Genomic DNA, 24635 nt, shown 5'->3' with positions numbered 1-24635 from the left:
CCGTGGTCTCGGTGTACGATGCCGCTTTCATAAAAACACCGAGACAACCCCATGAGCATTCCACACACCCCTGACGCCTTCAATACCTTCGGCGCAACGTACCTGCCTGGCCACCTGGGCATCCAGATTACGGAGGTTAGCCCCGGCAAGCTGGCCGCCGAGATGCCCGTCGCGCCACACCTGCTGGCGCCAAATGGCTACCTGCACGCCGGCAGCGTGGTTACGCTGGCCGATACCTGCGCCGGCTACGGCTGCATCAGCAATCTGCCGGAAGGCGCGCAGAACTTCACGACGATCGAATTGAAATCGAACCACCTGGGCACCGCGCGCGAAGGCACCATTGCCTGCGTTGCCACCGCCGTGCACCTGGGCCGCACGACGCAGATCTGGGATGCCACCGTCACGGACAAGGCCAGCGGCAAGACCATCGCGCTGTTTCGCTGCACGCAGATGATCCTGTATCCGAAGGCATAACCAGGATCAGCCGGCCAGCTCTTTCTCGATCAGCTTGTGCACCGCGCCGAAGTCCGGCGCGCCGACATAGGTCTTGATGATGCGGCCCTGTTTGTCGATCAAAAAGGTGGTGGGCGTGAGCGTGACATCGCCGAACTGGCGCGCGATATCGCCCGCTGAATCAAGCGCCACGGTAAATGGCAGCTTGCGCTGCTCGGCGAAGTTCAGCACGTAGTCGGGCCGGTCGTACTGCATCGCGACGGCGACGAATTCCAGGCCCTGGGCCTTGTACTTGTTGTAGGTCGCGACCATGTCAGGCATCTCCTTGACGCAGGTGACGCACGACGTGGCCCAGAAGTTGACCATCACGACTTTGCCGCGCAGCGACTGCGTCGACACCTTGTCGCCGGCGATGCTGATGAACGTGACGTCCGGGGCCGGCGTGCTGCTGGCCAGCGACGCGTAGCCGATACCGGCCAGCGCCAGCACGACGGCGCCGATGGCGGCAGGCTTGATCCAGGAGCGGGAGGTTATGGATGCGGTCATGGTCGGCGATCATCATAAAAAAAGCGGCAGGGCCATTATAGCCCTGCCGCTTTTTTGCATGGTGCGCATGCACCCGGGGTTCAGGAACCCTGCGGTGCGTTCTGCGCGTTGGCCTGCTTGGCGCGTGCGTCTTCTTCGGTGATGTATTCGAAGATCTTCACCACGCTTGTCACGCCCGAGACGCCCTTGGCGACGTCGGCAGCGATATTGCCTTCGCGCGGGGTGACAAGACCCATCAGGTAGACCACGCCGCGTTCGGTCGTGACCTTGAACGAGATCGCCGACACCGTCTTCATGTCGACCAGGCTGGCCTTGACCTTGGTGGTGATGAGCGCATCGCTTGAGCGCGACGTGTAGCTCGACGAACCCGAAATCTTCAGTTCGTTGATGACCGACACCACGTTCTCGATCTTGCGCACTTCGCGCTCGGCCGCAGCCTTCATGGCCTCGTCGCGTACTTCGCCGGTGAGCAGCACCTTGCGGTTGAAGCTCGTGACGTTGATGTTGCCGTTGCCATTGGTGACTTCGCGCATCTTGATCTCGGCCTTGACCGTGACCGACTTGTCTTCGGTCTGGGCGCCCAGCGTGCGGCGGTCGACCGCCGATACGGCGCTGCCGATGCCGGCGCCGACGATCAGGCCGAAGCAGCCCGACAGCGATGCCAGCAGGGCCGAGCCCAGAACGACTTTCGTCAACAGCACGGCCATAGGCCGGCGGGTATTACGCATTCTCGTCTCCTCCGAACAGCGCGACGTCGATGCCGTCGCAGATGCAGTGAATGGCGCACAGGTGAACTTCCTGGATCCGCGCAGTGCGCGAATGCGGGACGTTGACGTGGACGTCGGCGTCGGTCAGCAGCTTGGCCAACTGGCCGCCGTCCTTGCCTGTGAACGCCACGATGCGCATTTCGCGCTCGAGCGCCGCTTCGACCGCAGCGAGCACATTGCCCGAGTTGCCCGAAGTGGAAATGGCCAGCAGGATGTCGCCGGCCTGACCGAAGGCCTGCACCTGCTTGGAATAGATTTCGCGGAAGCTGTAGTCGTTGCCGACGGCAGTCAGGATCGACGTGTCGGTGGTCAGCGCGATGGCCGGGAGCGGGAAGCGCTCGCGCTCAAAGCGCCCGACCAGCTCGGCAGCAAAGTGCTGGCAGTCGGCGGCCGAACCGCCGTTACCGCAGGCCAGGATCTTGTTGCCATTGGACAGGGCGCCGAACATGAGTTCGACCGCCTGCGAAATATGGGGAGCCAGTGTTGCAGCCGACCTCATCTTCAGGTCAGCGCTCTCCTGGAAGTGAGCGAGGATGCGTTGTGTATTCATAGCCGAGGATTATAGTGTAGTAGCAAGGGGCACTGGGCAAGGTCGGTAAAAATTGCTTACACTTCAATCACGTTCTGCAGCCACTCGATCTGTTCGCCATCGATGGCCACCACGTCGAAGCGGCAGGGCGGGGTGACAGGAAAGCGCAGCAGGTACACCTGTGCTGCGCAGACCAGGCGCCGGATCTTGGCCGGTGTGATGCTGGCTGCGGCGCCGCCCTGGCTGCTGCTGGCGCGCTGGCGTACCTCAACGAACACGAGGGTGGCGCCGTCGCGCATGATCAAGTCAATTTCACCGCCCTTGCAGCGAAAGTTTTCTTCCATCGGCGCCAGCCTGCGGCGGCGCAGATAGGCGCTGGCGGCAAGTTCATACTGGTGACCCTGGGCCTGCCGTTGGGACAGGCGCCCGGGCCACATGTCACTGGCCGGTGGAGACCGCTTCGAACACGCGGCCGGTGACGGCGGCGCCATCGGCGCCAGGCATCGCATCGCGCACGACGACGCCGGTTTCGACGCGGCGGAACGCGCGCGCGCCCTGGCCCATGTCGATCGACAGGCGGCCCGTGGCGCCGTCGAGCTCGAATGCGCCGGACGGGCGCAGCGACAGCTCGCGTGCGATGCGGTAAGCGTCGATGCCCAGCGCGTACAGGCGCTGCAAGTCGAGGCCCTGGCCGCCGCTGCTCCAGCTCGGGTAGCTTGCCACGGCCGGATGATCGGCCTGCACGGTCCATGGCAGGTCGAGGATGCGCACGCCGACCAGCTCAGGCGGGATGCTGGCCGGGTCGCGGCCCGGGTTGACCGAGGCCGTGCCGTAGGTGGGCGTCGAGGTGCCCAGCGCGCTGCGCACCTGGCGCAGGCTGTTGGCGTCAAGCGCCGCATAGACCAGTTGCGGCGGCTGTGATTGCAGGCGCGCGCGCAGGTCGGCCAGTGCGTTGCCGTCGACATAGCCGCCGGCGTTCGGCAGTTCGACTGTGTTCTGGGTGCGGCCCAGTTCGGACCAGCGCGCACTGAAAGCGCCCGACAGGCGCTGCTGCCAGGTGGCGCGCCCGGTCAGCACCAGTGCCTGGCCAGACGGCTGCTCGGCGGCAGCCCAGTCGGCCACCTGGCGCGCTTCGTCTTCGAGCGAAAAACCGATGACGAGCATCTTGGACGGCAACGCGGCCGCCACCTGCGGGTGGTTCAGCGCGATGGTCGGCTTGGTGACGGCGCCGCTGGTGGCCAGGGCCGCCACAGCAGGGCGCGCGAGCGGACCGACGACGATGTCGTTCTCTGCAGCCGCCATGCGGTAAGCGTCGAGGGCGGCCTGCGACGAGTCGCCGGTGGGCACGAGGTTGACGGTAACGCCGCCGCGCTGCTGGTCGTACGCGGCCATGAAGCCGGCGCGCACCGCTTCGGCGGGCTGGGCCAGCGCCTGCGATTCGAGGGGCAGGAGCAGCGCGACGCGGACGGTCGGGCCGCTTGGCGCCGCCGCGGCACTTGGCGTGCTGCCGTCGGCGCTCGGCGGCAATTCGACCGGACTGGTCTGGACACCGCTATCGGAACGCGGCGCAGGTGGTGTATAAGCAGAGTCGGCAGGCGCGGCAGGCGCACCACTTGTCACTGACGCGCCTGGGCTGCACAATCCGCCTGGCATGCCACAACCGGTATCGGGTGGCAGGGGCGTACTGCCGCACGCGGCCAGCAGTGTCGTGAGAGAAGCGGCAATCAAGCCCGTGAGATTTTTTTTCTTCAGCATCGGAAACCTATATGACAGAACAGCAGACCATCGACATCGCCCGACTTCCCGTCATGGGCGAGGCGGCCCAGCAGTCCTATCCTACCGCAACGCTGTATGTCGTGGCTACTCCGATTGGCAACGTCACCGACATGACCCTGCGCGCTTTACACCTGCTGGCCCTGGCCGACGTCGTCGCCTGTGAAGACACGCGCAAGACTGGCGCGTTATTGCAACGCTTTGGTTTGAGCAAGAGCACGATCGCCGCGCACCAGCACAACGAGCGCGAAGTGGCCGATAAAATCGTCGAGCGCCTGCGCGCCGGCCAGCGGGTGGCGCTGGTGTCCGACGCCGGCACGCCGGGCGTGTCCGATCCGGGTGCGCGCATCGTTGATGCGGTCCGTACTGCCGGCCTGAACGTGGTGCCGTTGCCAGGCCCGTCGGCGGCGATCACGGCGCTGTCGGCCAGCGGCCTGGTCAATGACCGCTTCCACTTTGTCGGCTTTCTGCCAGCCAAGGCCAAGGGCCGCGAGACGGCGCTGGCGCCCCTGACGCGCGAAACGTCCACACTCGTGTTCTACGAGGCGCCGCACCGGATCGTCGATTGCGTCGAAGCATTGGTGGCCGCGTTCGAGCCGACGCGCCAGGTCGTGTTTGCCCGCGAACTGAGCAAGATGTTCGAGGAAATCCACCGCTGCACGCTGGGCGAGGCGCTGGCCTGGGTCAAGGCCGACGCGCACCGCGAGAAGGGCGAATTCGTCGTGCTGGTAGAGGGCGCAGTAGAAGCGAGCGACGCCGAAGACATCGAGGCCGAGCGCGTGCTGCAGATCCTGCTCACCGAATGCAGCGTCAAGCAGGCAGCCAATCTGGCGGCGCAGATCACGGGGCGCAAGAAGAATGCCTTGTATGAGCGGGCGCTGCAGATCCGGGGTGAGTAAGGATTTTGACGCGAAATCCTTGACCAAGTGACGGCAAGCCGGTATTATCTTGCTTCTTCGGAGTGTAGCGCAGCCCGGTAGCGCACCTGGTTTGGGACCAGGGGGTCCAAGGTTCGAATCCTTGTACTCCGACCAGCATTAAGAGAAAAGCCGACAACGTGAGTTGTCGGCTTTTTTCGTTGTGCGGCCGTTTTCCTTGAAACAGCCCCCGGCACACCGGGGGCCTGCCTGTCACGCAGCCCGTTTGGCTGCCAGCGCATTGCCGGCGCGGCTGATGCTCTTGCGGCCCAGTTGCGCAGAGATGAACAGCCCGGCATCGACCACCTGGTCGAGATCCACGCCCGTCTCGATGCCCAGCCCCTGCATCAGGTACAGCACGTCTTCGGTCGCCACGTTGCCGGTCGCGCCCTTGGCATACGGGCAACCGCCCAGGCCCGCCACTGACGAGTGGAAAATCGCCACGCCCACTTCCAGCGCCGCATAGATGTTCGCCAGCGCCTGGCCATACGTGTCGTGGAAGTGGCCGGCGAGCTGCCCCATCGGGAATGCCTGCGCCGCGCGCAGCATCACGGCCTGCGTCTGGCGCGCGGTTGCCACGCCGATCGTGTCGGCGATATCGATCTCGTCACAGCCCAGGTCGCGCATGCGCGCCACGACGTCGCCCACAGCGTCCAGCGACACGGCGCCCTGGTACGGGCAGCCGAACGCCGTGCTGATCGAGCCGCGCAGGCGCAGGCCGTTCTCCTTGGCAGCGCGCGCGACCGGCTCGAAGCGCGCGATCGATTCGGCAATCGAACAGTTGATGTTCTTTTGCGAGAACGCCTCGGACGCTGCGCCGAACACCACGACCTCGTCGGCCTTGCCGGCCAGCGCGGCCTCGAAGCCCTGCATGTTCGGCACCAGCGCCGAGTAGATCGTGCCGGGCCGGCGTTCGATGCGGGCCAGCACCTCGGCGGAGGTTGCCATCTGCGGCACCCATTTGGGCGAGACGAACGCCGCCGCCTCGACATTGACGAAGCCGGCGCGCGCCAAGCGCTCGACCAGTTCGATTTTCACGTCAGCGCCGAGCGCTTCTTTTTCGTTCTGCAGGCCGTCGCGGGGGCCGACTTCGACGATCTTGACCTTGGTTGGCAGGGGTGTCATTTCTTAATATCCACGTTGGCGGTCGACGAGGTCGTCGACCGGTTGGCCACGTTCCAGGGCGTCGATCTTGGCGACGATCTGGCGCACGGCGTCCTGGCGCATGGTCAGCGCCGAAATATGCGGGGTGAGGGCGATGCGCGGCTCGTTCCAGAACGGGTGCTGGGCCGGCAGCGGCTCGTGGCGGAACACGTCGAGCGTGGCGCCGGCGATGTGCCCGGAGCGGATCAGCGTCATCAGATCGGGCTCGGCCAGGATCGCGCCGCGCGAGACGTTGATCAGGTACGCGCCCGGCGCCAGCTTGCCCAGGTTGTGGCGGTCGAGCAGGTTGGTGGTCTCTGGCGTCAGTGGCAGCAGGCAGACCAGCACGCGCGTGCCGTGCAAAAAGTCGCCGAATTGCGCCAAGCCGGCATAGGTCGGCACGCCCGGAATGTCTTTCGGACTGCGGCTCCAGCCGCGCACGGGAAAGCCGAAATGGCGCATCGCCTCGACCACCGGCATGCCCAGCCGGCCCAGGCCCATGACGCCGATGGTGAACGATTCTTTCGGATGCTGGGGCAGCGGATTCCAGGCGCCGTGCCTGGCCTGCTGCTCGTATTCATCGAAGCGGCGGAAGTAGCGCAGCACCGCATGCGCCACATACTCGGCCATCTGCACGCCCATGCCGGCGTCGCCCAGGCGCACCAGCGGCACATCGGGCAAAGCGTCGCCAAACTTGAGCAGCGCGTCGACGCCGGCGCCCATCAGGAAGATCGCCTTGACGCTTTCCATCTGGGCCAGCTGGGCCAGCAAGGCCGGCGCCGGATTCCACAGCACCGCGTAATCGCAGTGCGCCAGTTGCTCGCCTTCTTTCCAGATGACGGTCTGGGCGCCCGGCAGCACGCTGGCAAACGCGTGTTCCCAAGGCTCGCTGACGCCATCGCCCCGGTACAGGACAATCCGCATGTCTCCCCCTCATCGTGTAGGGTGGTTTTTATGGGTGTTGCTTACGCCGCCTTGAAGGCCAGCAGCGGCGCGCCATCGGCAACCTGGTCGCCGACTTCGTACAGCACGTCCTCGACCACGCCGTCGCCCGGCGCAGCAATCGTGTGCTCCATCTTCATCGCTTCCATGATGACGAGCGGTTCGCCCTTCACCACGGTGGCACCGGCCTGGACGAGCACCGCCACGACCTTGCCCGGCATCGGCGCCGTCAGGCGCCCGCCGAGCGTTTCGACTTCGCCGGCGTGGGCCATCGGATCATTGTACGTCAGCGTGAAATGCTGACCGCCGGTAAATACATGGAACACATCGCCGTCGCGGCGCACGACGCCCTGGACGGCCGTCTCGCCGAGGCGCAGCGCCAGGTCGTCGCCAGCGCGACCGACGCGTTCCACGTGCTGCGCCTGGCCATCGAGGTCGATCTCGAGCCCGTCGCGGCGGTAGGTCAGGCCGACACGGTAGGCGCCGAATTCGTCGGACCACGACAGTACGCGGCGGTAGTCGCCGTTCATGCGCCAGCCGCTGGCCTGGCTCCATGGATCAGGGTCGTTGGCTGCGTTGGCGGCGTTCTCGCGCAGCGCGAACACGGCCAGCGCCAGTGCGCCCAGCGGCGCCGGCGTGGCTGGCGGGAACAGCGTCGCGCCATGGCGCTCGATCAGGCCCGTGTCCAGGTCGGCCGTGGCAAACGCTTCGCCCTCGACCAGGCGTTTCAGAAACGCGATATTGGTGGCCAGCCCGACGATGCGGAACTCGCTCAGCGCCTGCGACATGCGCGCCAGTGCCTGGGTGCGGTCCGCGCCCCAGACGATCAGCTTGGCGATCATCGGATCGTAGAACGGCGAAATCGCATCGCCTTCGCGCACGCCCGAATCGACACGCACGGCGGCCGGATTGGCGCCGTCGCTGCCCAGTTCGAACGCGACCGCACGCGGCACGTCCATATGGCGCAAGGTGCCGATCGACGGCAGGAAACCCTTCTCGGGATTTTCGGCATACACGCGCGCTTCGATCGCGTGGCCGTGGATGCCCAGTTCATGCTGCTGCTTCGGCAGCGCTTCGCCAAAGGCGACCCGCAACTGCCATTCCACCAGGTCGGTCCCGGTGATCATTTCGGTCACCGGATGCTCGACCTGCAGGCGCGTGTTCATCTCCATGAAGTAGAACGAGCCGTCCTGGTTGGCGATGAATTCGACGGTGCCGGCGCCGACATATCCGACGGCGCGCGCGGCGTTGACGGCCGCTTCGCCCATCGCGGCGCGGCGCTCCGGCGGCATGCCGGGGGCCGGTGCTTCTTCCAGCACCTTCTGGTGTCGGCGCTGCACCGAGCAATCGCGCTCGTGCAGGTAGACGCAGTTGCCCAGGCTGTCGGCAAACACCTGGATCTCGATGTGGCGCGGGCGGATCAGGTACTTCTCGACCAGCACCTTGTCGTCGCCGAAGCTGGAAATCGCTTCGCGCTTGCACGAGGCCAGCGCGCCTTCGAAATCTTCAGAGCGCTCGACCACGCGCATGCCCTTGCCGCCGCCGCCGGCGCTGGCCTTGAGCAGCACCGGGTAACCGATGCGGTCGGCCTGCTCGCGCAGAAACGCGGGATCCTGCTCGTCGCCGTGGTAGCCCGGCACCAGCGGCACGTCGGCGCTTTCCATCAGCTGCTTGGCGGCCGACTTCGAACCCATCGCGCGCATCGATGCCGCAGGTGGGCCCACGAACACGAGGCCGGCGGCGTGGACGGCGTCGGCAAACTCCGCGTTTTCGGACAGGAAGCCGTAGCCGGGGTGGATCGCCTGCGCGCCGGTGGCCTTGGCGACCTCGATGATTTTCTGGCCGCGCAGATAACTGTCGCGCGCGGCGGCGGGGCCGATCAGGATGGCCTCATCGCAGACCGCGACATGCTTGGCGCCGGCGTCGGCCTCGGAATACACAGCGACGGTGCGAATACCCATGCGGCGCGCGGTGGCGGCGACACGGCAGGCGATCTCGCCACGATTGGCGATGAGGAGTTTGGTGAACATGCGCGTTATCTTTCGCTTATGGTTGTTCGGGTGATGCTTGCGCGGCCGTGTCTCCCCGGCCGCGCGGATAGTGCACTTGCTACTGCCTTGAGTACGATGCTTAGCAGCCGCAGGCTTCCTTCGGCGCCGAGTCCAGCGTCGCGGCGCGGGTTTTCAGGCCCAGCTTTTCCAGCAGCACGCGGTCGTCATCGGCCTCGGGATTCTCGGTGGTCAGCAGCTTGTCGCCGTAGAAGATCGAGTTGGCACCGGCCATGAAGCACATCGCCTGCACGGCTTCGCCCATTTCGCGGCGGCCCGCCGACAGGCGCACGCGCGCTTGCGGCATCGTGATGCGCGCGACCGCGATGGTGCGCACGAATTCGATCGGGTCGAGCTTGTCCATGCCGTGCAGCGGCGTACCAGCCACCTGCACCAGGTGGTTGACCGGCACCGATTCGGGATACGGGTTCAGGTTCGCCAGCTGCGCGATCAGGCCGGCGCGCTGTTCGCGCGTCTCGCCCATGCCGACGATGCCGCCGCAGCAGACCTTCAGGCCCGCTTCGCGCACGCGGCCCAGCGTGTCCAGGCGGTCCTGGTATTCGCGGGTTGAAATGACGTTGTTGTAGAAGTCCGGCGCGGTGTCGATATTGTGGTTGTAGTAGTCCAGACCAGCGCGCTTGAGCTGCTCGGCCTGGCCGGCTTCGAGCATGCCCAGCGTGGCGCAGGTTTCCATGCCCAGCGCCTTGACTTCACGCACCATCGTCTCGACCTTGTCCATGTCGCGCTCTTTCGGGCTGCGCCACGCTGCGCCCATGCAGAAGCGCGTGGCGCCACTGGCCTTGGCCGCGCGCGCCGCGTCGAGCACCGTGTCGATGTCGAGCAGCTTCTTGGCTTCCACGCCCGTGTCGTAGCGCGCCGCCTGCGGGCAGTAGCCGCAGTCTTCTTCGCAGCCACCGGTCTTGATCGACAACAGGGTCGCCAGTTCGACGTCGCCGTCCGGGAAGTTCAGGCGGTGCGCGGTCGACGCGCGGTGCATCAGTTCGGTGAACGGCAGGTCGAACAGCGCGAGCACGTCGGCCAGCGGCCAGGTTGCATTCTCGGGCGGCTTGATGGCTGCCGTTGGGCGGTGCAGGGCGACAGTGTTCATATTGGTCATTTCGGTTCCTTCAAAAACTAGACCCGCGTGGACGGCCAGCCTGGCAGTCCGGCGAGGTCGATAAATTCGGCTGCCGCAGCAGCCGTCGGTTCGTTCAGGCGCGGCACGCGGCCCAGCAGCGGCGCCGGGATACGCTGTGCCAGCGCCTCGATGTTCTCTTGCGCAAAGCGCATGTCCGTGTCGACCGTGTTGGCGACCCAGCCGGCCAGCACCAGGCCGCGCGCCACGATCGCTTCGACCGTCAGCAGCGCATGGCTGATGCAGCCCAGGCGCATGCCGACGACGAGGATCACGGGCAGGTTCAGTTGTGCGGCCAGGTCGGCGCTGTCGAAGTCGTCGTTGAAGGGCACGCGGAAGCCCCCCACGCCTTCGACCACGACCGCGTCGGACGCGGCCTGGACCTCGGCAAAGGCGGCCAGGATCGGCACCAGCTCGATCGTCACGCCCTCGAGCGCGGCGGCGATGTGCGGTGCGGCTGGTTCGCGCAGCAGGTAGGGCGTGGTCAGTGATGCCGGCAGATGCACGTTGCCGGCCGCGATCAGCTGGTCGGCGTCGTCGTTGTGCAGCACGCCGTCACGCAGTTCGGCGCCGGCCGCGACCGGCTTCATGCCGCAGGCGCGCTGGCCCGTGGCCACGAGCTTGTGCAGGATGGCGGCCGAGATCAGCGTCTTGCCGATCTCGGTATCGGTGCCGGTGACGAAGCAGGCAAAGCGCATTGGCAGATCGTCGGCGCGCAGTTCGAGTTCAGGTTCTAACACCGGCTCGTCGAGTTCGGTCAGGTCGACCTCGGGGTCAAGTAGGGGTTGCACGATGACCGGTGCATCGGTTTCATTCAGATTGTTCATGGTGCGGCCTTTTCCAGTTCGTTGAGCGCCTGCGCCAGCCGTGCCACGTCATCCGTGGCATGGGCGGCGGACAAGGTCACGCGCAGGCGCGCGGTACCGGGCGCCACGGTCGGCGGGCGGATCGCCGGCACCCACAGGCCCTGCTCATGCAGGCGGCTGGCGGCGTGCAGCGCAGCGTCGTTGCTGCCGATGATGACGGGCTGGATCGGGGTGGTCGACGCCGCCAGTTCCCAGCGTTCCAGGCGCAGCGAACCGCGCAGCTGCTCGACCAGTCGTGCCAGGTGCGCACGCCGTTCGGCGCCCTCGTCACCGCCCATGATAGCAAGGCTGGCGAGCAAGGCGTGTGCAAGCGCTGGCGGGCAGGCCGTCGTATAGATATACGGGCGCGCGCGCTGGATCAGCAACTCGATCACGCTGGCGTGCGCGGCGACGAAAGCGCCGCCGACGCCGGCGGCCTTGCCCAGCGTGCCCATGTAGATCAGGTTGGTCGAGCGCAGGCCGAAGTGTTCCAGTGCGCCGCGCCCGTTCTGGCCCAGCACACCGAAGCCGTGGGCATCGTCGACCACCAGCCAGGCGCCGTGGCGCTCGCACGCGGCCAGCAGCGCCGGCAGCGGCGCCAGGTCGCCATCCATGCTGAACACGCTGTCGGTGACGACGATCTTCGTGCTGGCGCTGCTGGCGGCCAGGAGTTGCGTCAGCGTTTCGACGTCGCCATGCGGGTAGACCGTGACGCCCGCTTTCGCGAGCCGGGCGCCGTCGATCAGGGAGGCGTGGTTCAGCGCCTCGGAAAAGATCATCGCATCGGCATCGACGCCCAGGGCACTCAGGATCGCGAGGTTGGCCATGTAGCCGGTGCACAGCGTCAGAGCGCGCGCGTCTTCGAGATGCGGCGCCATCCACTCGGCCAGCGTTTCTTCGAGCAGATGATGCGCGCGGCTGTGGCCCGACACCAGGTGCGAGGCGCCGCTGCCGGCGCCGTACAGCTGCGCGCCTTCGCGCAGCGCCTCGATGACTTGCGGGTGCGCGGCCAGGCCCAGGTAATCGTTGCTGCAAAAGGCCAGCAGGTCACGTCCGTCGACCAGCTGGCGTGGCGCGCAGGCGCCATCGGTGATGCGGCGACGGCGCGTGAGACTGCGCGCGGCCAGCGTGTCGAGCTGGCGGTCGATGGTGGCGATGAGATCCATCACATCATCCCGCGATGACGGATTCGAACGTCTTGATCGTGCGCGCCGCCAGGCCCGCGACTTCTTCTTCGTCCAGCACGTACGGCGGCATCAGGTACACGGTGCGGCCGATGGGGCGCAGCAGCAGTTCGTTCTCGGCCGCCGTGGAAAAGAAGCGGCGCGCGAAGGTCGAGGCAAGATCGGTATCCGGTTCGACCGCGTCGAACGCGAAGATCATGCCGCGCTGGCGGAAGTGGCGCGTGCGCGGATGGTCGGCCAGCGGCGCCAGCGCCACCGTCATCCTGGTGGCCAGTTCGCGGTTGCGGTTCAACACATCGTCTTCTTCGAAGATGTCGAGCGTGGCCAGCGCCGCGCGGCAGGCCAGCGGATTGCCGGTGTACGAGTGCGAGTGCAAAAAGCCGCGCGTGATGTCGGTGCTGTAGAAGGCCTGGTAGATGTCGTCGCGCGTGAGCACGAGCGAGAGCGGCAGGTAGCCGCCGCTGATGCCTTTCGACAGGCACAGGAAGTCCGGCCAGATGCCGGCCTGCTCGCAGGCGAAGAAGGTGCCGGTGCGTCCGCAGCCGACCGCGATTTCGTCGGCGATCAGGTGCACGCGGTGCTGGTCGCACAGGTCGCGCAAGAGCTTGAGATACAGCGGATCGTACATCGCCATGCCGGTGGCGCACTGCACCAGCGGCTCGACGATGATGGCGGCAATCTTGTCGCCCCGTTCTTCGAACAGCGCTTTGACTTCAAGGATCGCGCGCCGCGCGACGTCCTGCGCCGTCTCGCCCTCGAACGCGTTGCGGGCATCGGGCGCGCTCACCACGTGCGACGCGCGCAGCAGCGGGCCGTAGGCGTCCTTGAACAGCGGCACGTCGGTAACCGACAGCGCGCCGATCGTCTCGCCGTGGTAGCTGCCCTGCAGGCAGACGAATTCCTGCTTGGATGACCGGTCCGCATTGCGCCACGCGTGAAAGCTCATCTTCATCGCGATTTCCACGGCCGATGCGCCGTCGGAGGCGAACGTGGCGTGACCCAGCGCGTGGCCGGTGAGCGCGGCCAGCCGTTCGGCCAGCTCGACCACGGGTGCGTGCGTGAAGCCGGCCAGCATCGCGTGTTCGAGCTTGTCCAGCTGGTCCTTCAGCGCGGCATTGATGCGCGGGTTGGCGTGGCCGAACAGGTTGACCCACCACGAGCTGATACCGTCCAGGTAACGCTTGCCGTCATAGTCGTACAGCCACGGCCCCTTGCCATGGCTGACCGCGATCAGCGGCACCTCTTCGTGATGCTGCATCTGGGTGCAGGGATGCCAGACGCTGCGCAGGCTGCGCGCGATCCAGTCGGAGGAGGTGGTTTGCTGCTTCACGATAAAGTTCCAATACTAGTTAATCCATGTCGGCTTGCGCTTTTCAAGGAACGAGGCCACGCCTTCGCGGCCTTCGGTCGATGCGCGGATCGCGGCGATGCGCCCGGCCGTGTCACGCAGCAGCGCATCGTCGACCGGCTGGCCGACGATCTCGCGCACCAGCGTCTTGGCCTGCCGGACGGCGTGCGGGCTGTTGTTCACCAGCGCCTTGACGATCCCGGCAACAGTCGCGTCGAGCGCTTCCGGCGCCACGACGGTGTGCGCGACACCGATGCGCTGCGCCTCGGCCGCATCGAACCGCTCGGCTGTCAAAAAGTAGCGGCGCGCCGCCTGTTCGCCCATCGCCTTGATCACGTAAGGCGAGATGGTAGCCGGAATCAGCCCGAGCTTCACTTCGGACAGGCAAAAACCAGCTGTCTCGCTCGCAACGACGATGTCGCAGGCGGCCACCAGGCCCATGCCGCCGGCGTAGCAATCGCCCTGCACGCGCGCGACCACCGGCTTGGGGCACAGGTAGATCGTGCGCAGCATGGCGGCCAGGCGCATGGCATCGGCCTCGTTCTCGTCATGCGAGTAGCCGGCCATCTTCTTCATCCAGTTCAGGTCCGCGCCGGCGCAGAACGACGGGCCGTTGGCGGCCAGCACGATCGCGCGCACGGCGTCGTCGCAGCCGAGTTCATCGAACACGCGCGCCAGTTCGGCAATCGCCCCTTCGTTGAAGGCATTGCGCAGGTCGGGGCGGTTCAGCGTGACGGTGGCGACCTTGTCGGCAACGGTCACAAGCAGGGTGTCATAGGTCATCGTCATCCTTTTACATTCGGAACACGCCGAACGTCGTGTCGCCGATCGGCTGGTTCATGGCGGCGGACAGGCCCAGGCCCAGCACGGTGCGGGTGTCCGCGGGGTCGATCACGCCGTCGTCCCACAGGCGCGCCGATGCGTAATACGGGTGGCCCTGGTGCTCGTACTGGTCGCGGATCGGCTGCTTGAATGCGGCTTCTTCTTCGGGCGACCACTGGCCGCCGCGGCCTTCGATGCCGTCGCGCTTGACGGTGGCCAGCACCGATGCGGCCTGGTCGCCGCCCATCACCGAGATGCGCGCATTGGGCCACATCCACAGGAAGCGCGGCGAGAACGCGCGGCCGCACATGCCGTAGTTGCCGGCGCCGAACGAGCCGCCGATGATGACGGTGAACTTCGGCACCGCAGCCGTGGCCACGGCCGTGACCATCTTGGCGCCGTTGCGCGCGATGCCCTCGTTTTCGTATTTGCGCCCGACCATGAAGCCGGTGATGTTCTGCAAGAACACGAGCGGAATCTTGCGCTGGCAGCACAGCTCGATGAAGTGCGCGCCTTTTAGGGCCGACTCCGAAAACAGGATGCCGTTGTTGGCGATGATGCCGACCTTCATGCCGAAGATGTGGGCGAAGCCGCACACCAGCGTCGTGCCGTAGCGCGCCTTGAATTCGTCGAACACGCTGCCATCGACCACGCGCGCGATGACTTCGCGCACATCGAACGGTTTGCGCGTATCGACCGGGATGACGCCGTACAGTTCCGATGCCGGATAGTGCGGCTCGACGCTCGCGCGCCGTTCGCCCTGCTGCGGCTTGACGCGGTTCAGGTTCGACACGATCGTGCGTGCCAGCGACAGCGCATGCGGATCGTTCTGCGCCAGATGATCGGCCACGCCCGACAGGCGCGTGTGCACGTCGCCGCCGCCCAGGTCTTCGGCGCTGACGACTTCACCGGTCGCCGCTTTCACGAGCGGCGGACCGCCCAGGAAAATCGTGCCCTGGTCCTTGACGATGATCGACTCGTCGCTCATCGCCGGCACGTACGCGCCGCCGGCGGTGCACGAGCCCATCACGACGGCGATCTGCGGCACGCCTTTGGCCGACAGGTTCGCCTGGTTGTAGAAGATGCGGCCGAAGTGGTCGCGGTCGGGGAACACGTCGTCCTGGTTCGGCAGGTTGGCACCGCCCGAGTCGACCAGGTAGATGCAGGGCAGGTTGTTCTGCTCGGCGATCTCCTGTGCGCGCAGGTGTTTCTTGACCGTCATCGGGTAATAGGTGCCGCCCTTGACGGTGGCGTCATTGCAGACGATCACGCATTCGTGGCCGCTTACCCTGCCGATGCCGGTGATGATACCGGCGCTGGGCGCGGCGCCGTCATACATCTCATAGGCCGCCAGTTGCGAGAATTCGAGGAAGGGCGTGCCTGGATCGAGCAGATGTTCGACACGCTCGCGCGGCAGCAGCTTGCCGCGCGCGAGGTGACGCGCACTGGCTTCGGCGCCGCCGCCCTGCGCCAGTTGCGCCACGCGCGCGCGCAAGTCGTCCACCACGGCCTGCATGGCGGTGGCATTGGCCTTGAAATCCTCGCTGCGCGGGTTCAGTTTGCTTTCGATCTGGGGCATGTGCCGTCCTCTGGTCTGTCGCCGCCCTGCGTGCCTGGCGGCGCTTTACTTCTTGTCGGGGAAACTGCCGTCCAGGTAAAACCAGCGTGGCGCGCCATCGGGGCCGGCTTCGCGCACGAAACGGCTGCGCTCGTGGAGACGGTGCGCGCGCCCGCCCACCTTGAAGCGGGCGACGAATTCGACGTGGTCTTCGTCGCGCGGGTGGTCCTGGTCGCCTGGAACGTCCGGCAATTCTGCTTTACGTTGACGTAAACGTAAAGCAGTTTTTATCTCCAGACCTAGCCAGCGGACGGACTCGTTGTCGATGATCGGCTCTTGTGGCCGGGTGCTCGGGTGCCAGGTGGCGCGCAGGTAGGCTTCGTCACCCAGCGTGAAGGCGGTATAGCGCGAGCGCATCAGCTGTTCGGCCGTGAGCGGCAGGGCCGCGCCGGCCAGGAACGGGCCGCAGCAGCTGTCGAACGAGGGGCCGCCGCAGGGGCAGGGGGAGGTGGGGCGGGGAGGCATGGCGGCAATTATCCGCGATTTCGTATTCGTCTGAGACAAGCTGGTGTTATATGGCGCTGAAAACCTGCCGTAATTTTAATCACATGGATGTTTACTCTTTATCGGTAAACGATAGAAAATAGGATGTCTTGTGGTTGAGACCCTTCAACCATGGTTGCAGCAGCACATGGAGGTGCGATGTTTATCAACGGAATGCGTCCGATCCATCCCGGAGAGATTTTGCGTGAAGAGTATTTGGCGCCATTGGCAATGTCCTCGAATGCGCTCGCTGGTGCCCTGCGGCTCACTCCCGCTCGAGTCAATGACATCGTCCGTGAAAAGCGCGGCGTAACGCCAGACACGGCGCTGCGGTTGTCGCGTTACTTCGGTACGACGCCAGAGTTCTGGCTCAACCTGCAAATGGCCTACGAACTGCGAAAAGCCATTCAAACTGAAGGCAAGATGATCATGGAAACCATACAGCCGCGTGAGATGGCAGAGGCGTAAATCTGCGCTTCATGGCGACGAGCGATCACCTCCGTCATACGCGACCGCGCAGCGTCAAGCCATCGAGCGCAAACGGCGGCGCCTTCCCCTGCACCAGATCCGCCAGTACGGCCGCGCTGCCGCAGGCAAACGTGAACCCCAGCGGCCCGTGCCCGACGTTGAGCCACAGATTGTCGTAGCGCGTGGACCCGATGATCGGCGCGCTGCCCGGCGTGGCCGGGCGCAATCCGGCCCAGGCCGACACCTGCGAATAATCCGCCGCGCGCGGCATCGTCTCGCGCACCAGGCGCGTCAGGCCCGCAACGCGCTTGGCGTCGAGCGAGACATCCTCGCCCACCATGTCGACCATCGCCGCCACGCGCAAGCGGTCGCCGATGCGCGCATACAGCACCTTGCGCTCGAAATCCGTCACGCTGATTTCGGGCGCGATGTCGTCCTGGCGGATCGGGGCGCTCAGGCTGTAGCCCTTGAGCGGGTACAGCGGCAAGTAGATGCCGACCGTGTCGGCCAGCGTGCGGCTCTGGATGCCTGCGGCCAGCACATAGGCGTCGGCCGTTAGCAGGCCACCAACGGTGTCGATGCCGGTGATGCGGCCCCGCTCTGCACGCAGCCCCAGCGCGGTGCTGTTGACGACCCCGCGAAAGCGGGGATGCTCGCCCAGCCGTTCGGCCAGCGCCACGCAGAAGGCGTGGCAGTCGGCCACGGCTTCGCCCGGGTTGTAGATGCCGCCGGCCAGCAGGTGCTGGGCCGCGCCCAGCGCGGGTTCGTGCGCGGCGCATTCTTCGGGTGACCAGATCTGGCCCGCGCCCGGTTTGGATGCGGCGACATCGAACGCGGCGCGCGTGCGAAACACCACCAGCTTGCCGGCGTCGCGCCAGCCAAAGCGCTCTGGCGGCACGACCAGTGAGAGCGAGGCCATCGCCCGGCGCGATAGCTCGCCCAGCTCGAGCAGCTTGGCCGTGGTGCGGCGGTTGACGTCGGCGCGGCAGTGGGCCAAAAAGCTGGCCAGCCAGCGGTACTGGCGCAGGTCGGCTTCCGGCCGGAAGCGCAGCGGGCCGTCGGCCTGGAACAGCCATTTGAAGGCCTTGAGCGGGATGCCGGCGTCGGCCAGCGGCGCCACGTACCGGTAGCTGAGCTGCCCGCCATTGCCGTAGCTGGCGCCGCTGCCCACGTCTGGCGCGCGCTCGAGCAGCGTGACCTCGTGGCCCGCCTCGAGCAGCCACCACGCGGAGGCCAGGCCGACGACGCCGCCGCCAATGACGATTATGTGCTGCATGCCGGACTCTTTTTTTCGGGTGGGGACAGGGAGCTTAGGGGCAGCCGGCACGCACTGCCAATGAATCTAGCGCGCGCGCTCATAACCGCGATATATGTACGCGCCCGCATGCCGGTCAATCCGCCAAGCCGAGGATCGCGCGGCGGTGCAAGGCTGCCACGATGCGCTCTTCATAGCGCGCCAGCGCCGTCTCGCGGCCGGGCGTGGCGGCCGGGTCGGTTCCCGTGCCGCCGGCCAGCACGATCACGCCGTGGCCCCGTGCGCGGTCCATGGCGAACACGGAGCGCAGCCCGTAGGCGTCGCCCAGGTGGCCCACCGCATCGAAGCCGGGCGCCAGCCGCAGGCCGGGGCGGTCCGGATAGTGCGCGTTGCCGAATCCGCGCGGACTGAGGATGCTGCCCAGCGGATTGCCATTGCCGCCCACGCCGTCGTATGACCAGTGACGCGCGAACATGCGTTCGAGCGCCGCGCCTTGCAGCAGGCGTTGCCCGCCATGCACGCCGCCGGCCATCAGCATGCGCATGATGACGCCCAGGTCACGCGCGGCGATGCGCAAGCCACCGGTCGGGCTGAACGGCGTCGCGTTGGTGCCTGGGACGTAGCCATCCAGGCCAGGGGGCGGCGCCGGTGGCCGCGCGCCGACATCGTCGACCTGGGCGATCCAAGGCCCGTTCGGCGCCCAGACCTCGCTGTCGACGGCGCGCTTGCGGTAGATGGTCGCGATCTGGTCTTGCGCGGCCTTCTGCAATCCGGCCGGGTTGTAGCCGGCCTGCAGCCCGAGCGGCTGCAGCACCAGGCGCGTCATCAGCAGGTCGAACCGTTCGCCCGTGACGCGCTCCATGATCGTGCCGATGATGCCGAACCCCAGGTTGCAGTAGGTGTAGTAGGCGCCCGGTCCGGCCAGGCTTGACCACATCGGCTGCGCCGCCGGCGTGACGACATCCTTCAGCGCCGTCGTGGCCGGCCAGAAGTAGCCGGCATCGTCGCGGAGCGACGACGTGTGCACGAGCAGGTGGCGCAGCGTGATGGCCTGGGTCGGGAAATGGGGATTGCGCAGCGTGAAGCCGAGGTAGCCCGAGACGTCGGCGTCCAGATCGACGCGGCCGGCTTCCAGCAGCCGCATCAGCCCGAGCGTGGTGACGAGTTTCGAGATCGAGGCGATCCGGTACAGCGACGCCGGCGTGGCCGGGCGGTCGGGGAACAGGCCGTTGCCGATCGTGCGCCGCCCGAACGCGCCTTCGTACACCGGTTGCCCGGCGCGCAGCGCCAGCACCGACAGGCTGGCCAGCGGGCAGGCCGGATCGTCGGCGATGGCCGCCAGTTCGGCGTCGAGCTGGCGCTGGGGTGCACCCCCCGCGCCATCCGCGCCGCCGCCGGCCGGCAGCGCTGCAAATAATGGTCCCATCGTTCCCAGCATGGCCATGCCGAGCAGGGTGCGCCTGCCGTGATTCATGTTCGTCCCTTGGCGTTGCGTGATTGTGACTATCGGTCCAGCATACGGACTGCGCGAAACCCTTGACCAATGAATACCCGTGCGCAGGGCATAACCGTTTTGCATTGGTCGCAAGTGGTATGCTTCCATGGTATGCCAGCCCCCTTCGCCACGACGCCATGAACAGCCCCAGCCCCGGATTCCAGGTCGACCACGACGACAATTCGCCGCTCTACAAGCAGCTTGCGCGCAAGCTGGCGCAGGACGTGCGCGATGGCCGTTACCAGGCTGACCAGGCGCTGCCGTCCGAGCGCATGCTGTCCGAGCAGCTCGACGTCTCGCGCGTCACGGCGCGCAAGGCAATCGACCAGCTGGTCGACCAGGGCCTGGTGGTGCGCCGGCGCGGTTCGGGCAACTACATCGCGCCGCGCATCGAGCAGCCGCTGTCGACGTTGTCGAGCTTTTCCGAGCAACTGCAGCAGCGCGGCTACACCCCGCGCTCGCAATGGCTGCGGCGCGACACGATGCTGGCCGACGCCGACGAGCAGCTCTCGCTCGGCCTGTCGCCCGGTGCGCGCGTGGCGCGCCTCGAGCGCCTGCGCTTTGCCGACGACATCGTCATGGCCTACGAAGTGAGCGTGATCCCGGCCGCCGTGCTGCCGCGCCCCGAACTGGTGGCGGCGTCGCTGTATGCGCACCTGTCCAAGTCGGGCCATCTGCCGGTGCGCGCGCTGCAGCATATCCGCGCGATGAATGCCGACCTGGAGCTGGCCACGCGCCTTGAGGTGCCCGAAGGCCGCGCGGTGCTGTTCATCACCCGCGTGGGGTATCTCGAATCGGGCCAGCCTGTTGAATTGACCCATTCCTACTGCCGCAGCGACCATTACGATTTCGTGGCCGAGCTGCGCCGGCAAGCCTGAATGCATAACCTGGCGGCATGACGGCGCCCGATCCTTTCATGGAAGCGCTTGTCAAAGTGGTATTACACTGGTTTTAACCAAACTGTGCAGGTGCGAGACAGCGATGCTCAATACCGAAACCCCCTCCCTGGCGCACACCGCGCTCGACCAGTATCCGACGACGAAACTGGTCAATGCCCTCGTTGATGACCAGTTCCATGCGGTGGACGCCGTGCGCCGCGCCGGGCCGCGCATCGCCGCTGCCGTGTCTGCCGCAGTGCCGCGCATGGAAGCGGGCGGGCGCCTGGTCTATGTCGGCGCCGGCACCTCGGGTCGCCTCGGCGTGCTCGACAGCGTCGAGCTGTACCCCACCTTTTCCTGGCCCGCCGAACGCGCGGTGGCGCTGCTGGCCGGCGGCCACGGCGCGATGTTCGCTGCGGTCGAAGGCGCCGAAGACGACCTGGAACAGGGTGCGGCGGATATCGCGGGTATGAACGTGGGTCCGCACGATGTCGTGCTGGCGCTGGCGGCGTCGGGCGCCACGCCGTACGTGCTGGGCGCGCTCCGCGCCGCGCGCGCCGCCGGGGCGCTGACGGTGGGCTTTGCCAACAATCCGGATGCGCCGGTGGCCACGCAGGCCGAGATCGGCATCACGCTCGACACGGGCGCCGAAGTCATTTCGGGCAGCACGCGCCTGAAAGCGGGCACCTCGCAAAAGATCGCCCTGAACACCTTTTCCAGCGCTCTGATGGTGCGTTTGAACAAGGTTTACGGCAACCTGATGGTAGACTTGAAGGCCACCAATGCCAAACTGGTACGACGTGCGATCCGCCTGACGAGCTTTGCCACCGGCGCCGACGAGGCGGCCGCGCAGGCGGTGCTGGAACAATGCGGCTTCCACGTCAAGACCGCGATCGTGGCCTTGTCCAAACAAACCAGTGTCGAGCAGGCGCAAGCGCTGCTGGAAGCGGCGCGCGGCAGCGTGCGCCAGGCGCTCGCGTAAGCACGCGCCCTTTCAGCAGCACCGGCCTGTACGGCGCACGAAAGAGTCATGCAAAAACCGCAAGCGAACAGCCCGTGGCTGTGGGTGCCGTCCCTGTATTTTGCCCAGGCGATTCCGTATGTCGTCGTGATGAGCCTGTCGGTCATCATGTACAAGGACATGGGGATTTCGAACTCCGACATCGCCTTCTATACAAGCCTGCTGTACCTGCCGTGGGTGATCAAGCCGCTGTGGTCACCGATCGTGGACATGTTCGGCACCAAGCGGCGCTGGACCGTGCTGCTGCAACTGGCCGTCGGCGCTTCGCTCATTGCGGTGGGCACGGTGCTGCACCTGCCCACCTTCTTCGTCGTCAGCCTGGCGGTCCTATGGGTCATGGCATTCAGCTCGGCCACCCACGACATCTCGGCTGACGGCTTCTACATGCTGGGCCTGCGCCAGAAGCAGCAGGCGGCGTTCGTCGGCGTGCGCAGTACCTTCTACCGCCTGGCCACGCTGTTCGGGCAAGGCCCGCTCGTGGTGCTGGCTGGCTACCTGGCCGTGAGCCTGGGCGACGTGCGCCAGGCCTGGTCGATCGTGTTCTACGTGCTGGCCGGCCTGTTCTTCGCTGCCTTTGCGTGGCACCAGTGGGCGCTGCCGGTGCCGGAGGACGACCACGCCGTCGCCAAGAGCGACAACCCGCTGCGCGACTTCGTCGGCACCTTCGTCGCCTTTTTCAAGAAGCGCGATATCTGGATGATCGTCGCGTTCATCCTCACGTTCCGCCTCGGTGAAGCGCAGCTCCTGAAACTCGTCGCGCCATTTTTGAAGGACCCCATCAGCGCCGGCGGCCTGGGCTTGACGACCGCCCAATACGGCATCGCCTACGGCACGGTCGGCATCATCGCGCTGACGCTGGGCGGCCTGGCCGGTGGCTGGCTGATTTCGCGCGTGGGCCTCAAGCGCTGCCTGTGGATCATGGTGTTCGCGATCCACGTACCCGACCTGGTCTTCGTCTACCTGTCGCAAACCCAGCCGACCGATCTGATGATTGTCTCGGCCTTCCTCGCGCTCGAGCAGTTCGGCTACGGTTTCGGCTTTACCGCAATGATGATGTACATGATCATGGTGGCCGATGGCCCGAACAAGACCGCGCATTACGCGATCTGCACGGGCCTGATGGCGCTCGGGATGATGGTGCCCGGCATGTGGAGCGGCGACCTGCAGGAATACCTCGGCTACCAGCACTTCTTCATCTGGACCTGTCTTGCGACCATTCCCGCCTTCATCGTGGCGGCGCTCGTTAAAATCGATCCGGAATTCGGAAAAAAATAAGCGGACGGCTGACGCCCGCGCTGCCGCGCCCGACGTGGCGCCGGCGCGAAGCGTCAACCTCCGGTACAGCAACATCAAGGAGTTCTTTTTTTGCTTCCCAACCTGAACAAACGCACTTTCACGCTCGGCATGGCCAGCGCCGTCGCACTGGGCCTGGCGGCCTGCGGCACCAAGCCCACCAAACCGGGCGCCACGACTTTCATCGGTGGTAATGAGCCGCCGGCCGCGCCGCGCGAGTTTCGCGCCGCCTGGGTGTCCACGGTCGCCAATATCGACTGGCCCAGCCGACCGAACCTGAGCGCCGCCAAGCAGCAGCAGGAAGTGCTCGCCATCCTCGACCGCGCCAAGGCCATGAACCTGAACGCGATCGTGCTGCAGGTGCGCCCGGCCGCCGACACCATCTATCCGTCCAACCTCGAGCCCTGGACCGAATACCTGAGCGGCATTCAGGGCAAGGCGCCGCAGCCGTTCTACGATCCGCTCGCGTACTGGATCAGGGAGGCGCATGCGCGCGGCATCGAGCTGCATGCCTGGTTCAATCCCTACCGCGCGCGCATGGACGCGTCGCGCGGCCAGTCGGCGCCGAACCACATCACCAACACCAATCCGGCCATCGTCAAACGCTACGGCAAATTCATGTGGATGGACCCGGGCGAGCCGGCGGCCGTCAAGCAAACGCTCGACGTGATCCTCGACGTCGTGCGCCGCTACGACATCGACGGCGTGCACATCGACGATTACTTTTATCCCTACCCGATCGACGCCGCGCCGCAGGTGGCCGGCAACGCCGCAGCCCTGGACGGGCGCACCGGCACGCGCGAGCTGGACTTCCCGGACGATCCTGCCTGGCACCGCTACCTGGCCGGCGGTGGCCAGCTCGATCGCGCCAACTGGCGCCGCGACAACGTCAACCGCCTGATCGAAGCGATGTACAAGGGGATCCACGCCGAAAAGAGCTGGGTGCGCTTCGGCATCAGCCCGTTCGGCCTGGGCCGCCCGGACCGCCGTCCGCCCGGCATCAATGGTTTTTCGCAGTACGACAAGCTGTATGCCGACGCCGAGCTGTGGCTCGAGAAAGGCTGGGTCGATTACTTCGTGCCGCAGCTGTACTGGCCGATCAAGCCGCCGGGCCAGGCCTACGACGTGTTGCTCGATTACTGGATCAGGCAAAACCCGCAGCGCCGCCACATCTGGCCGGGCCTGTTCACCAGCCGCATCGGCGCCGCGACCAAGGGCTACGAGCCGCAGGAGGTGCTGGCCCAGGTCGACGTGACCCGCACGCGGCCGCTGGCCACCGGCCACGTCCACTTCAGCATGGTCGCCCTGATGCAGAACCGCAAAGGGATCGCCGACCAGCTGCGCACGACCCGCTACGCTGGCCAGGCGCTGGTGCCGGCGACGACGTGGCTGGGCAACGAGCGGCCCGGTACGCCGCTGGTGGGGGCCTCGCGCCGCGCGCGCTCGGTCGACCTGACGCTCAAGGCAGGCAAGGCCAATGCGCTGTACGCGGTCTGGTCGCGCCACGGCGGCCAATGGCGTTTCGCCGTGGTCCCGGCGGTGCGCGTGGCCTGGTCGGTGCCGGATGACGCGACGCTGGGCGCAGCCGAGATCGTGGTGGTCAGCGCGGTCGACCGCCTGGGCAACGAGGGCGCACGGGTGCGTGTATGGGGCAAATCGTAATGCAGGTAGC

At 66.4% G+C, this 24635-nt stretch carries 24 protein-coding genes and 1 tRNA gene; 8 read left to right on the top strand and 17 right to left on the bottom strand.

Annotation, left to right across the window (positions count from 1 at the left end):
- Positions 1-51 precede the first annotated feature (51 nt).
- On the top strand, positions 52-474 hold the full coding sequence (locus tag NX775_RS15735) for a PaaI family thioesterase (RefSeq protein ID WP_258836872.1): 423 nt from the start codon (positions 52-54) through the stop codon (positions 472-474).
- Positions 475-480: 6 nt separating this feature from the next.
- Here NX775_RS15735 and NX775_RS15730 read toward each other — a convergent pair whose 3' ends face one another.
- The 5 genes from NX775_RS15730 to NX775_RS15710 all read right to left on the bottom strand — a co-directional run bounded on the left by NX775_RS15730 (position 481) and on the right by NX775_RS15710 (position 3915).
- Positions 481-999: a peroxiredoxin family protein gene (locus NX775_RS15730; RefSeq protein ID WP_258836871.1), complete on the bottom strand. Its 519-nt coding sequence runs from the start codon at positions 997-999 to the stop codon at positions 481-483.
- Positions 1000-1079: 80 nt separating this feature from the next.
- The gene (locus NX775_RS15725) at positions 1080-1727 is read right to left on the bottom strand and encodes a BON domain-containing protein (RefSeq protein ID WP_258836870.1); all 648 of its coding nucleotides are present in this window, start codon (positions 1725-1727) and stop codon (positions 1080-1082) included.
- Positions 1720-2316: a phosphoheptose isomerase gene (locus NX775_RS15720; RefSeq protein WP_183555000.1), complete on the bottom strand. Its 597-nt coding sequence runs from the start codon at positions 2314-2316 to the stop codon at positions 1720-1722. The genes NX775_RS15725 and NX775_RS15720 overlap by 8 nt, the downstream gene beginning before the upstream one ends.
- A gap of 56 nt (positions 2317-2372) precedes the next feature.
- Entirely contained in the window at positions 2373-2732 is a 360-nt protein-coding gene (locus NX775_RS15715; protein ID WP_258836869.1) for a YraN family protein, read from the bottom strand.
- A 1-nt stretch (position 2733) separates the two neighbouring features.
- On the bottom strand, positions 2734-3915 hold the full coding sequence (locus tag NX775_RS15710) for a penicillin-binding protein activator (RefSeq protein ID WP_258836868.1): 1182 nt from the start codon (positions 3913-3915) through the stop codon (positions 2734-2736).
- Positions 3916-4061: 146 nt separating this feature from the next.
- On the opposite strand from NX775_RS15710, the gene rsmI reads away from it, so the two are divergent.
- A complete protein-coding gene (gene rsmI, locus NX775_RS15705; RefSeq protein WP_258836867.1) occupies positions 4062-4967 on the top strand; it encodes a 16S rRNA (cytidine(1402)-2'-O)-methyltransferase in 906 nt (301 codons plus the stop codon).
- Positions 4968-5025: 58 nt separating this feature from the next.
- Positions 5026-5102: transfer RNA gene (locus tag NX775_RS15700), tRNA-Pro, on the top strand.
- A gap of 96 nt (positions 5103-5198) precedes the next feature.
- On the opposite strand, the gene NX775_RS15695 is transcribed toward NX775_RS15700, so the two are convergent.
- The 10 genes from NX775_RS15695 to NX775_RS15650 all read right to left on the bottom strand — a co-directional run bounded on the left by NX775_RS15695 (position 5199) and on the right by NX775_RS15650 (position 16535).
- Positions 5199-6110, bottom strand: coding sequence for a hydroxymethylglutaryl-CoA lyase (locus tag NX775_RS15695; RefSeq protein WP_258836866.1), 912 nt, complete (start codon positions 6108-6110; stop codon positions 5199-5201).
- Positions 6111-6113: 3 nt separating this feature from the next.
- Positions 6114-7052, bottom strand: coding sequence for a 2-hydroxyacid dehydrogenase (locus NX775_RS15690; protein WP_258836865.1), 939 nt, complete (start codon positions 7050-7052; stop codon positions 6114-6116).
- Positions 7053-7093: 41 nt separating this feature from the next.
- Positions 7094-9100 carry an acetyl/propionyl/methylcrotonyl-CoA carboxylase subunit alpha gene (locus tag NX775_RS15685; RefSeq protein ID WP_258836864.1) on the bottom strand — a complete coding sequence of 669 codons (2007 nt, stop codon included), beginning with the start codon at positions 9098-9100 and terminating at the stop codon, positions 7094-7096.
- Positions 9101-9200: 100 nt separating this feature from the next.
- A complete protein-coding gene (gene bioB / locus NX775_RS15680) occupies positions 9201-10226 on the bottom strand; it encodes a biotin synthase BioB (protein WP_258837398.1) in 1026 nt (341 codons plus the stop codon).
- Positions 10227-10252: 26 nt separating this feature from the next.
- On the bottom strand, positions 10253-11080 hold the full coding sequence (bioD, locus tag NX775_RS15675) for a dethiobiotin synthase (protein ID WP_258836863.1): 828 nt from the start codon (positions 11078-11080) through the stop codon (positions 10253-10255).
- Positions 11077-12264 (bottom strand): 8-amino-7-oxononanoate synthase, encoded by a 1188-nt coding sequence (gene bioF / locus NX775_RS15670; RefSeq protein ID WP_258836862.1) that lies wholly within the window; start codon positions 12262-12264, stop codon positions 11077-11079. Before bioF ends, bioD begins: the two co-directional genes overlap by 4 nt.
- 4 nt (positions 12265-12268) lie before the next feature.
- Positions 12269-13612, bottom strand: a complete 1344-nt coding sequence (bioA, locus tag NX775_RS15665; protein ID WP_258836861.1) for an adenosylmethionine--8-amino-7-oxononanoate transaminase — start codon at positions 13610-13612, stop codon at positions 12269-12271.
- 15 nt (positions 13613-13627) lie between these two features.
- A complete protein-coding gene (locus NX775_RS15660) occupies positions 13628-14413 on the bottom strand; it encodes an enoyl-CoA hydratase/isomerase family protein (RefSeq protein WP_258836860.1) in 786 nt (261 codons plus the stop codon).
- Positions 14414-14423: 10 nt separating this feature from the next.
- The gene (locus tag NX775_RS15655) at positions 14424-16031 is read right to left on the bottom strand and encodes a carboxyl transferase domain-containing protein (protein WP_258836859.1); all 1608 of its coding nucleotides are present in this window, start codon (positions 16029-16031) and stop codon (positions 14424-14426) included.
- A gap of 45 nt (positions 16032-16076) precedes the next feature.
- On the bottom strand, positions 16077-16535 hold the full coding sequence (locus tag NX775_RS15650) for a YchJ family protein (RefSeq protein WP_258836858.1): 459 nt from the start codon (positions 16533-16535) through the stop codon (positions 16077-16079).
- A gap of 177 nt (positions 16536-16712) precedes the next feature.
- Between NX775_RS15650 and NX775_RS15645 the strand changes: the two genes are divergently transcribed.
- Entirely contained in the window at positions 16713-17021 is a 309-nt protein-coding gene (locus NX775_RS15645) for a HigA family addiction module antitoxin (protein ID WP_258836857.1), read from the top strand.
- 34 nt (positions 17022-17055) lie between these two features.
- Here NX775_RS15645 and NX775_RS15640 read toward each other — a convergent pair whose 3' ends face one another.
- Together NX775_RS15640 and NX775_RS15635 are read right to left on the bottom strand one after the other, a co-directional pair.
- Complete coding sequence (locus NX775_RS15640; RefSeq protein WP_343828446.1) at positions 17056-18297, bottom strand: D-amino acid dehydrogenase; 1242 nt, start codon at positions 18295-18297, stop codon at positions 17056-17058.
- Positions 18298-18412: 115 nt separating this feature from the next.
- Positions 18413-19750, bottom strand: coding sequence for a serine hydrolase domain-containing protein (locus tag NX775_RS15635; protein ID WP_258836855.1), 1338 nt, complete (start codon positions 19748-19750; stop codon positions 18413-18415).
- Positions 19751-19908: 158 nt separating this feature from the next.
- Here NX775_RS15635 and NX775_RS15630 point away from each other — a divergent pair, with 158 nt between their 5' ends.
- The 4 genes from NX775_RS15630 to NX775_RS15615 all read left to right on the top strand — a co-directional run bounded on the left by NX775_RS15630 (position 19909) and on the right by NX775_RS15615 (position 24625).
- Positions 19909-20649 carry a GntR family transcriptional regulator gene (locus NX775_RS15630; RefSeq protein ID WP_183555034.1) on the top strand — a complete coding sequence of 247 codons (741 nt, stop codon included), beginning with the start codon at positions 19909-19911 and terminating at the stop codon, positions 20647-20649.
- A gap of 82 nt (positions 20650-20731) precedes the next feature.
- Complete coding sequence (gene murQ / locus NX775_RS15625) at positions 20732-21631, top strand: N-acetylmuramic acid 6-phosphate etherase (RefSeq protein WP_258837397.1); 900 nt, start codon at positions 20732-20734, stop codon at positions 21629-21631.
- 48 nt (positions 21632-21679) lie between these two features.
- The gene (locus NX775_RS15620) at positions 21680-22945 is read left to right on the top strand and encodes an AmpG family muropeptide MFS transporter (RefSeq protein WP_258836854.1); all 1266 of its coding nucleotides are present in this window, start codon (positions 21680-21682) and stop codon (positions 22943-22945) included.
- Positions 22946-23035: 90 nt separating this feature from the next.
- Positions 23036-24625: a glycoside hydrolase family 10-like protein gene (locus NX775_RS15615; protein WP_258836853.1), complete on the top strand. Its 1590-nt coding sequence runs from the start codon at positions 23036-23038 to the stop codon at positions 24623-24625.
- Positions 24626-24635: the final 10 nt, after the last annotated feature.

Origin of the sequence: Massilia aurea (genome assembly GCF_024753205.1) — a bacterium.
GTDB classification, from domain to species: Bacteria; Pseudomonadota; Gammaproteobacteria; order Burkholderiales; family Burkholderiaceae_D; genus Telluria; species Telluria aurea.
Note: the sequence above shows the minus strand (reverse complement) of the source record. Positions and strands in the feature narration are given on the sequence as shown.

Coding starts and splice junctions, on each gene's coding strand:
- NX775_RS15735 (WP_258836872.1), top strand. CDS start 52: ATGAGCATTCCACACACCCCTGACGCCTTCAATACCTTCGGCGCAACG.
- NX775_RS15730 (WP_258836871.1), bottom strand. CDS start 999: ATGACCGCATCCATAACCTCCCGCTCCTGGATCAAGCCTGCCGCCATC.
- NX775_RS15725 (WP_258836870.1), bottom strand. CDS start 1,727: ATGCGTAATACCCGCCGGCCTATGGCCGTGCTGTTGACGAAAGTCGTT.
- NX775_RS15720 (WP_183555000.1), bottom strand. CDS start 2,316: ATGAATACACAACGCATCCTCGCTCACTTCCAGGAGAGCGCTGACCTG.
- NX775_RS15715 (WP_258836869.1), bottom strand. CDS start 2,732: ATGTGGCCCGGGCGCCTGTCCCAACGGCAGGCCCAGGGTCACCAGTAT.
- rsmI (WP_258836867.1), top strand. CDS start 4,062: ATGACAGAACAGCAGACCATCGACATCGCCCGACTTCCCGTCATGGGC.
- NX775_RS15695 (WP_258836866.1), bottom strand. CDS start 6,110: ATGACACCCCTGCCAACCAAGGTCAAGATCGTCGAAGTCGGCCCCCGC.
- NX775_RS15690 (WP_258836865.1), bottom strand. CDS start 7,052: ATGCGGATTGTCCTGTACCGGGGCGATGGCGTCAGCGAGCCTTGGGAA.
- NX775_RS15685 (WP_258836864.1), bottom strand. CDS start 9,100: ATGTTCACCAAACTCCTCATCGCCAATCGTGGCGAGATCGCCTGCCGT.
- bioB (WP_258837398.1), bottom strand. CDS start 10,226: ATGAACACTGTCGCCCTGCACCGCCCAACGGCAGCCATCAAGCCGCCC.
- bioD (WP_258836863.1), bottom strand. CDS start 11,080: ATGAACAATCTGAATGAAACCGATGCACCGGTCATCGTGCAACCCCTA.
- bioF (WP_258836862.1), bottom strand. CDS start 12,264: ATGGATCTCATCGCCACCATCGACCGCCAGCTCGACACGCTGGCCGCG.
- NX775_RS15660 (WP_258836860.1), bottom strand. CDS start 14,413: ATGACCTATGACACCCTGCTTGTGACCGTTGCCGACAAGGTCGCCACC.
- NX775_RS15655 (WP_258836859.1), bottom strand. CDS start 16,031: ATGCCCCAGATCGAAAGCAAACTGAACCCGCGCAGCGAGGATTTCAAG.
- NX775_RS15650 (WP_258836858.1), bottom strand. CDS start 16,535: ATGCCTCCCCGCCCCACCTCCCCCTGCCCCTGCGGCGGCCCCTCGTTC.
- NX775_RS15645 (WP_258836857.1), top strand. CDS start 16,713: ATGTTTATCAACGGAATGCGTCCGATCCATCCCGGAGAGATTTTGCGT.
- NX775_RS15640 (WP_343828446.1), bottom strand. CDS start 18,297: ATGCAGCACATAATCGTCATTGGCGGCGGCGTCGTCGGCCTGGCCTCC.
- NX775_RS15635 (WP_258836855.1), bottom strand. CDS start 19,750: ATGAATCACGGCAGGCGCACCCTGCTCGGCATGGCCATGCTGGGAACG.
- NX775_RS15630 (WP_183555034.1), top strand. CDS start 19,909: ATGAACAGCCCCAGCCCCGGATTCCAGGTCGACCACGACGACAATTCG.
- NX775_RS15620 (WP_258836854.1), top strand. CDS start 21,680: ATGCAAAAACCGCAAGCGAACAGCCCGTGGCTGTGGGTGCCGTCCCTG.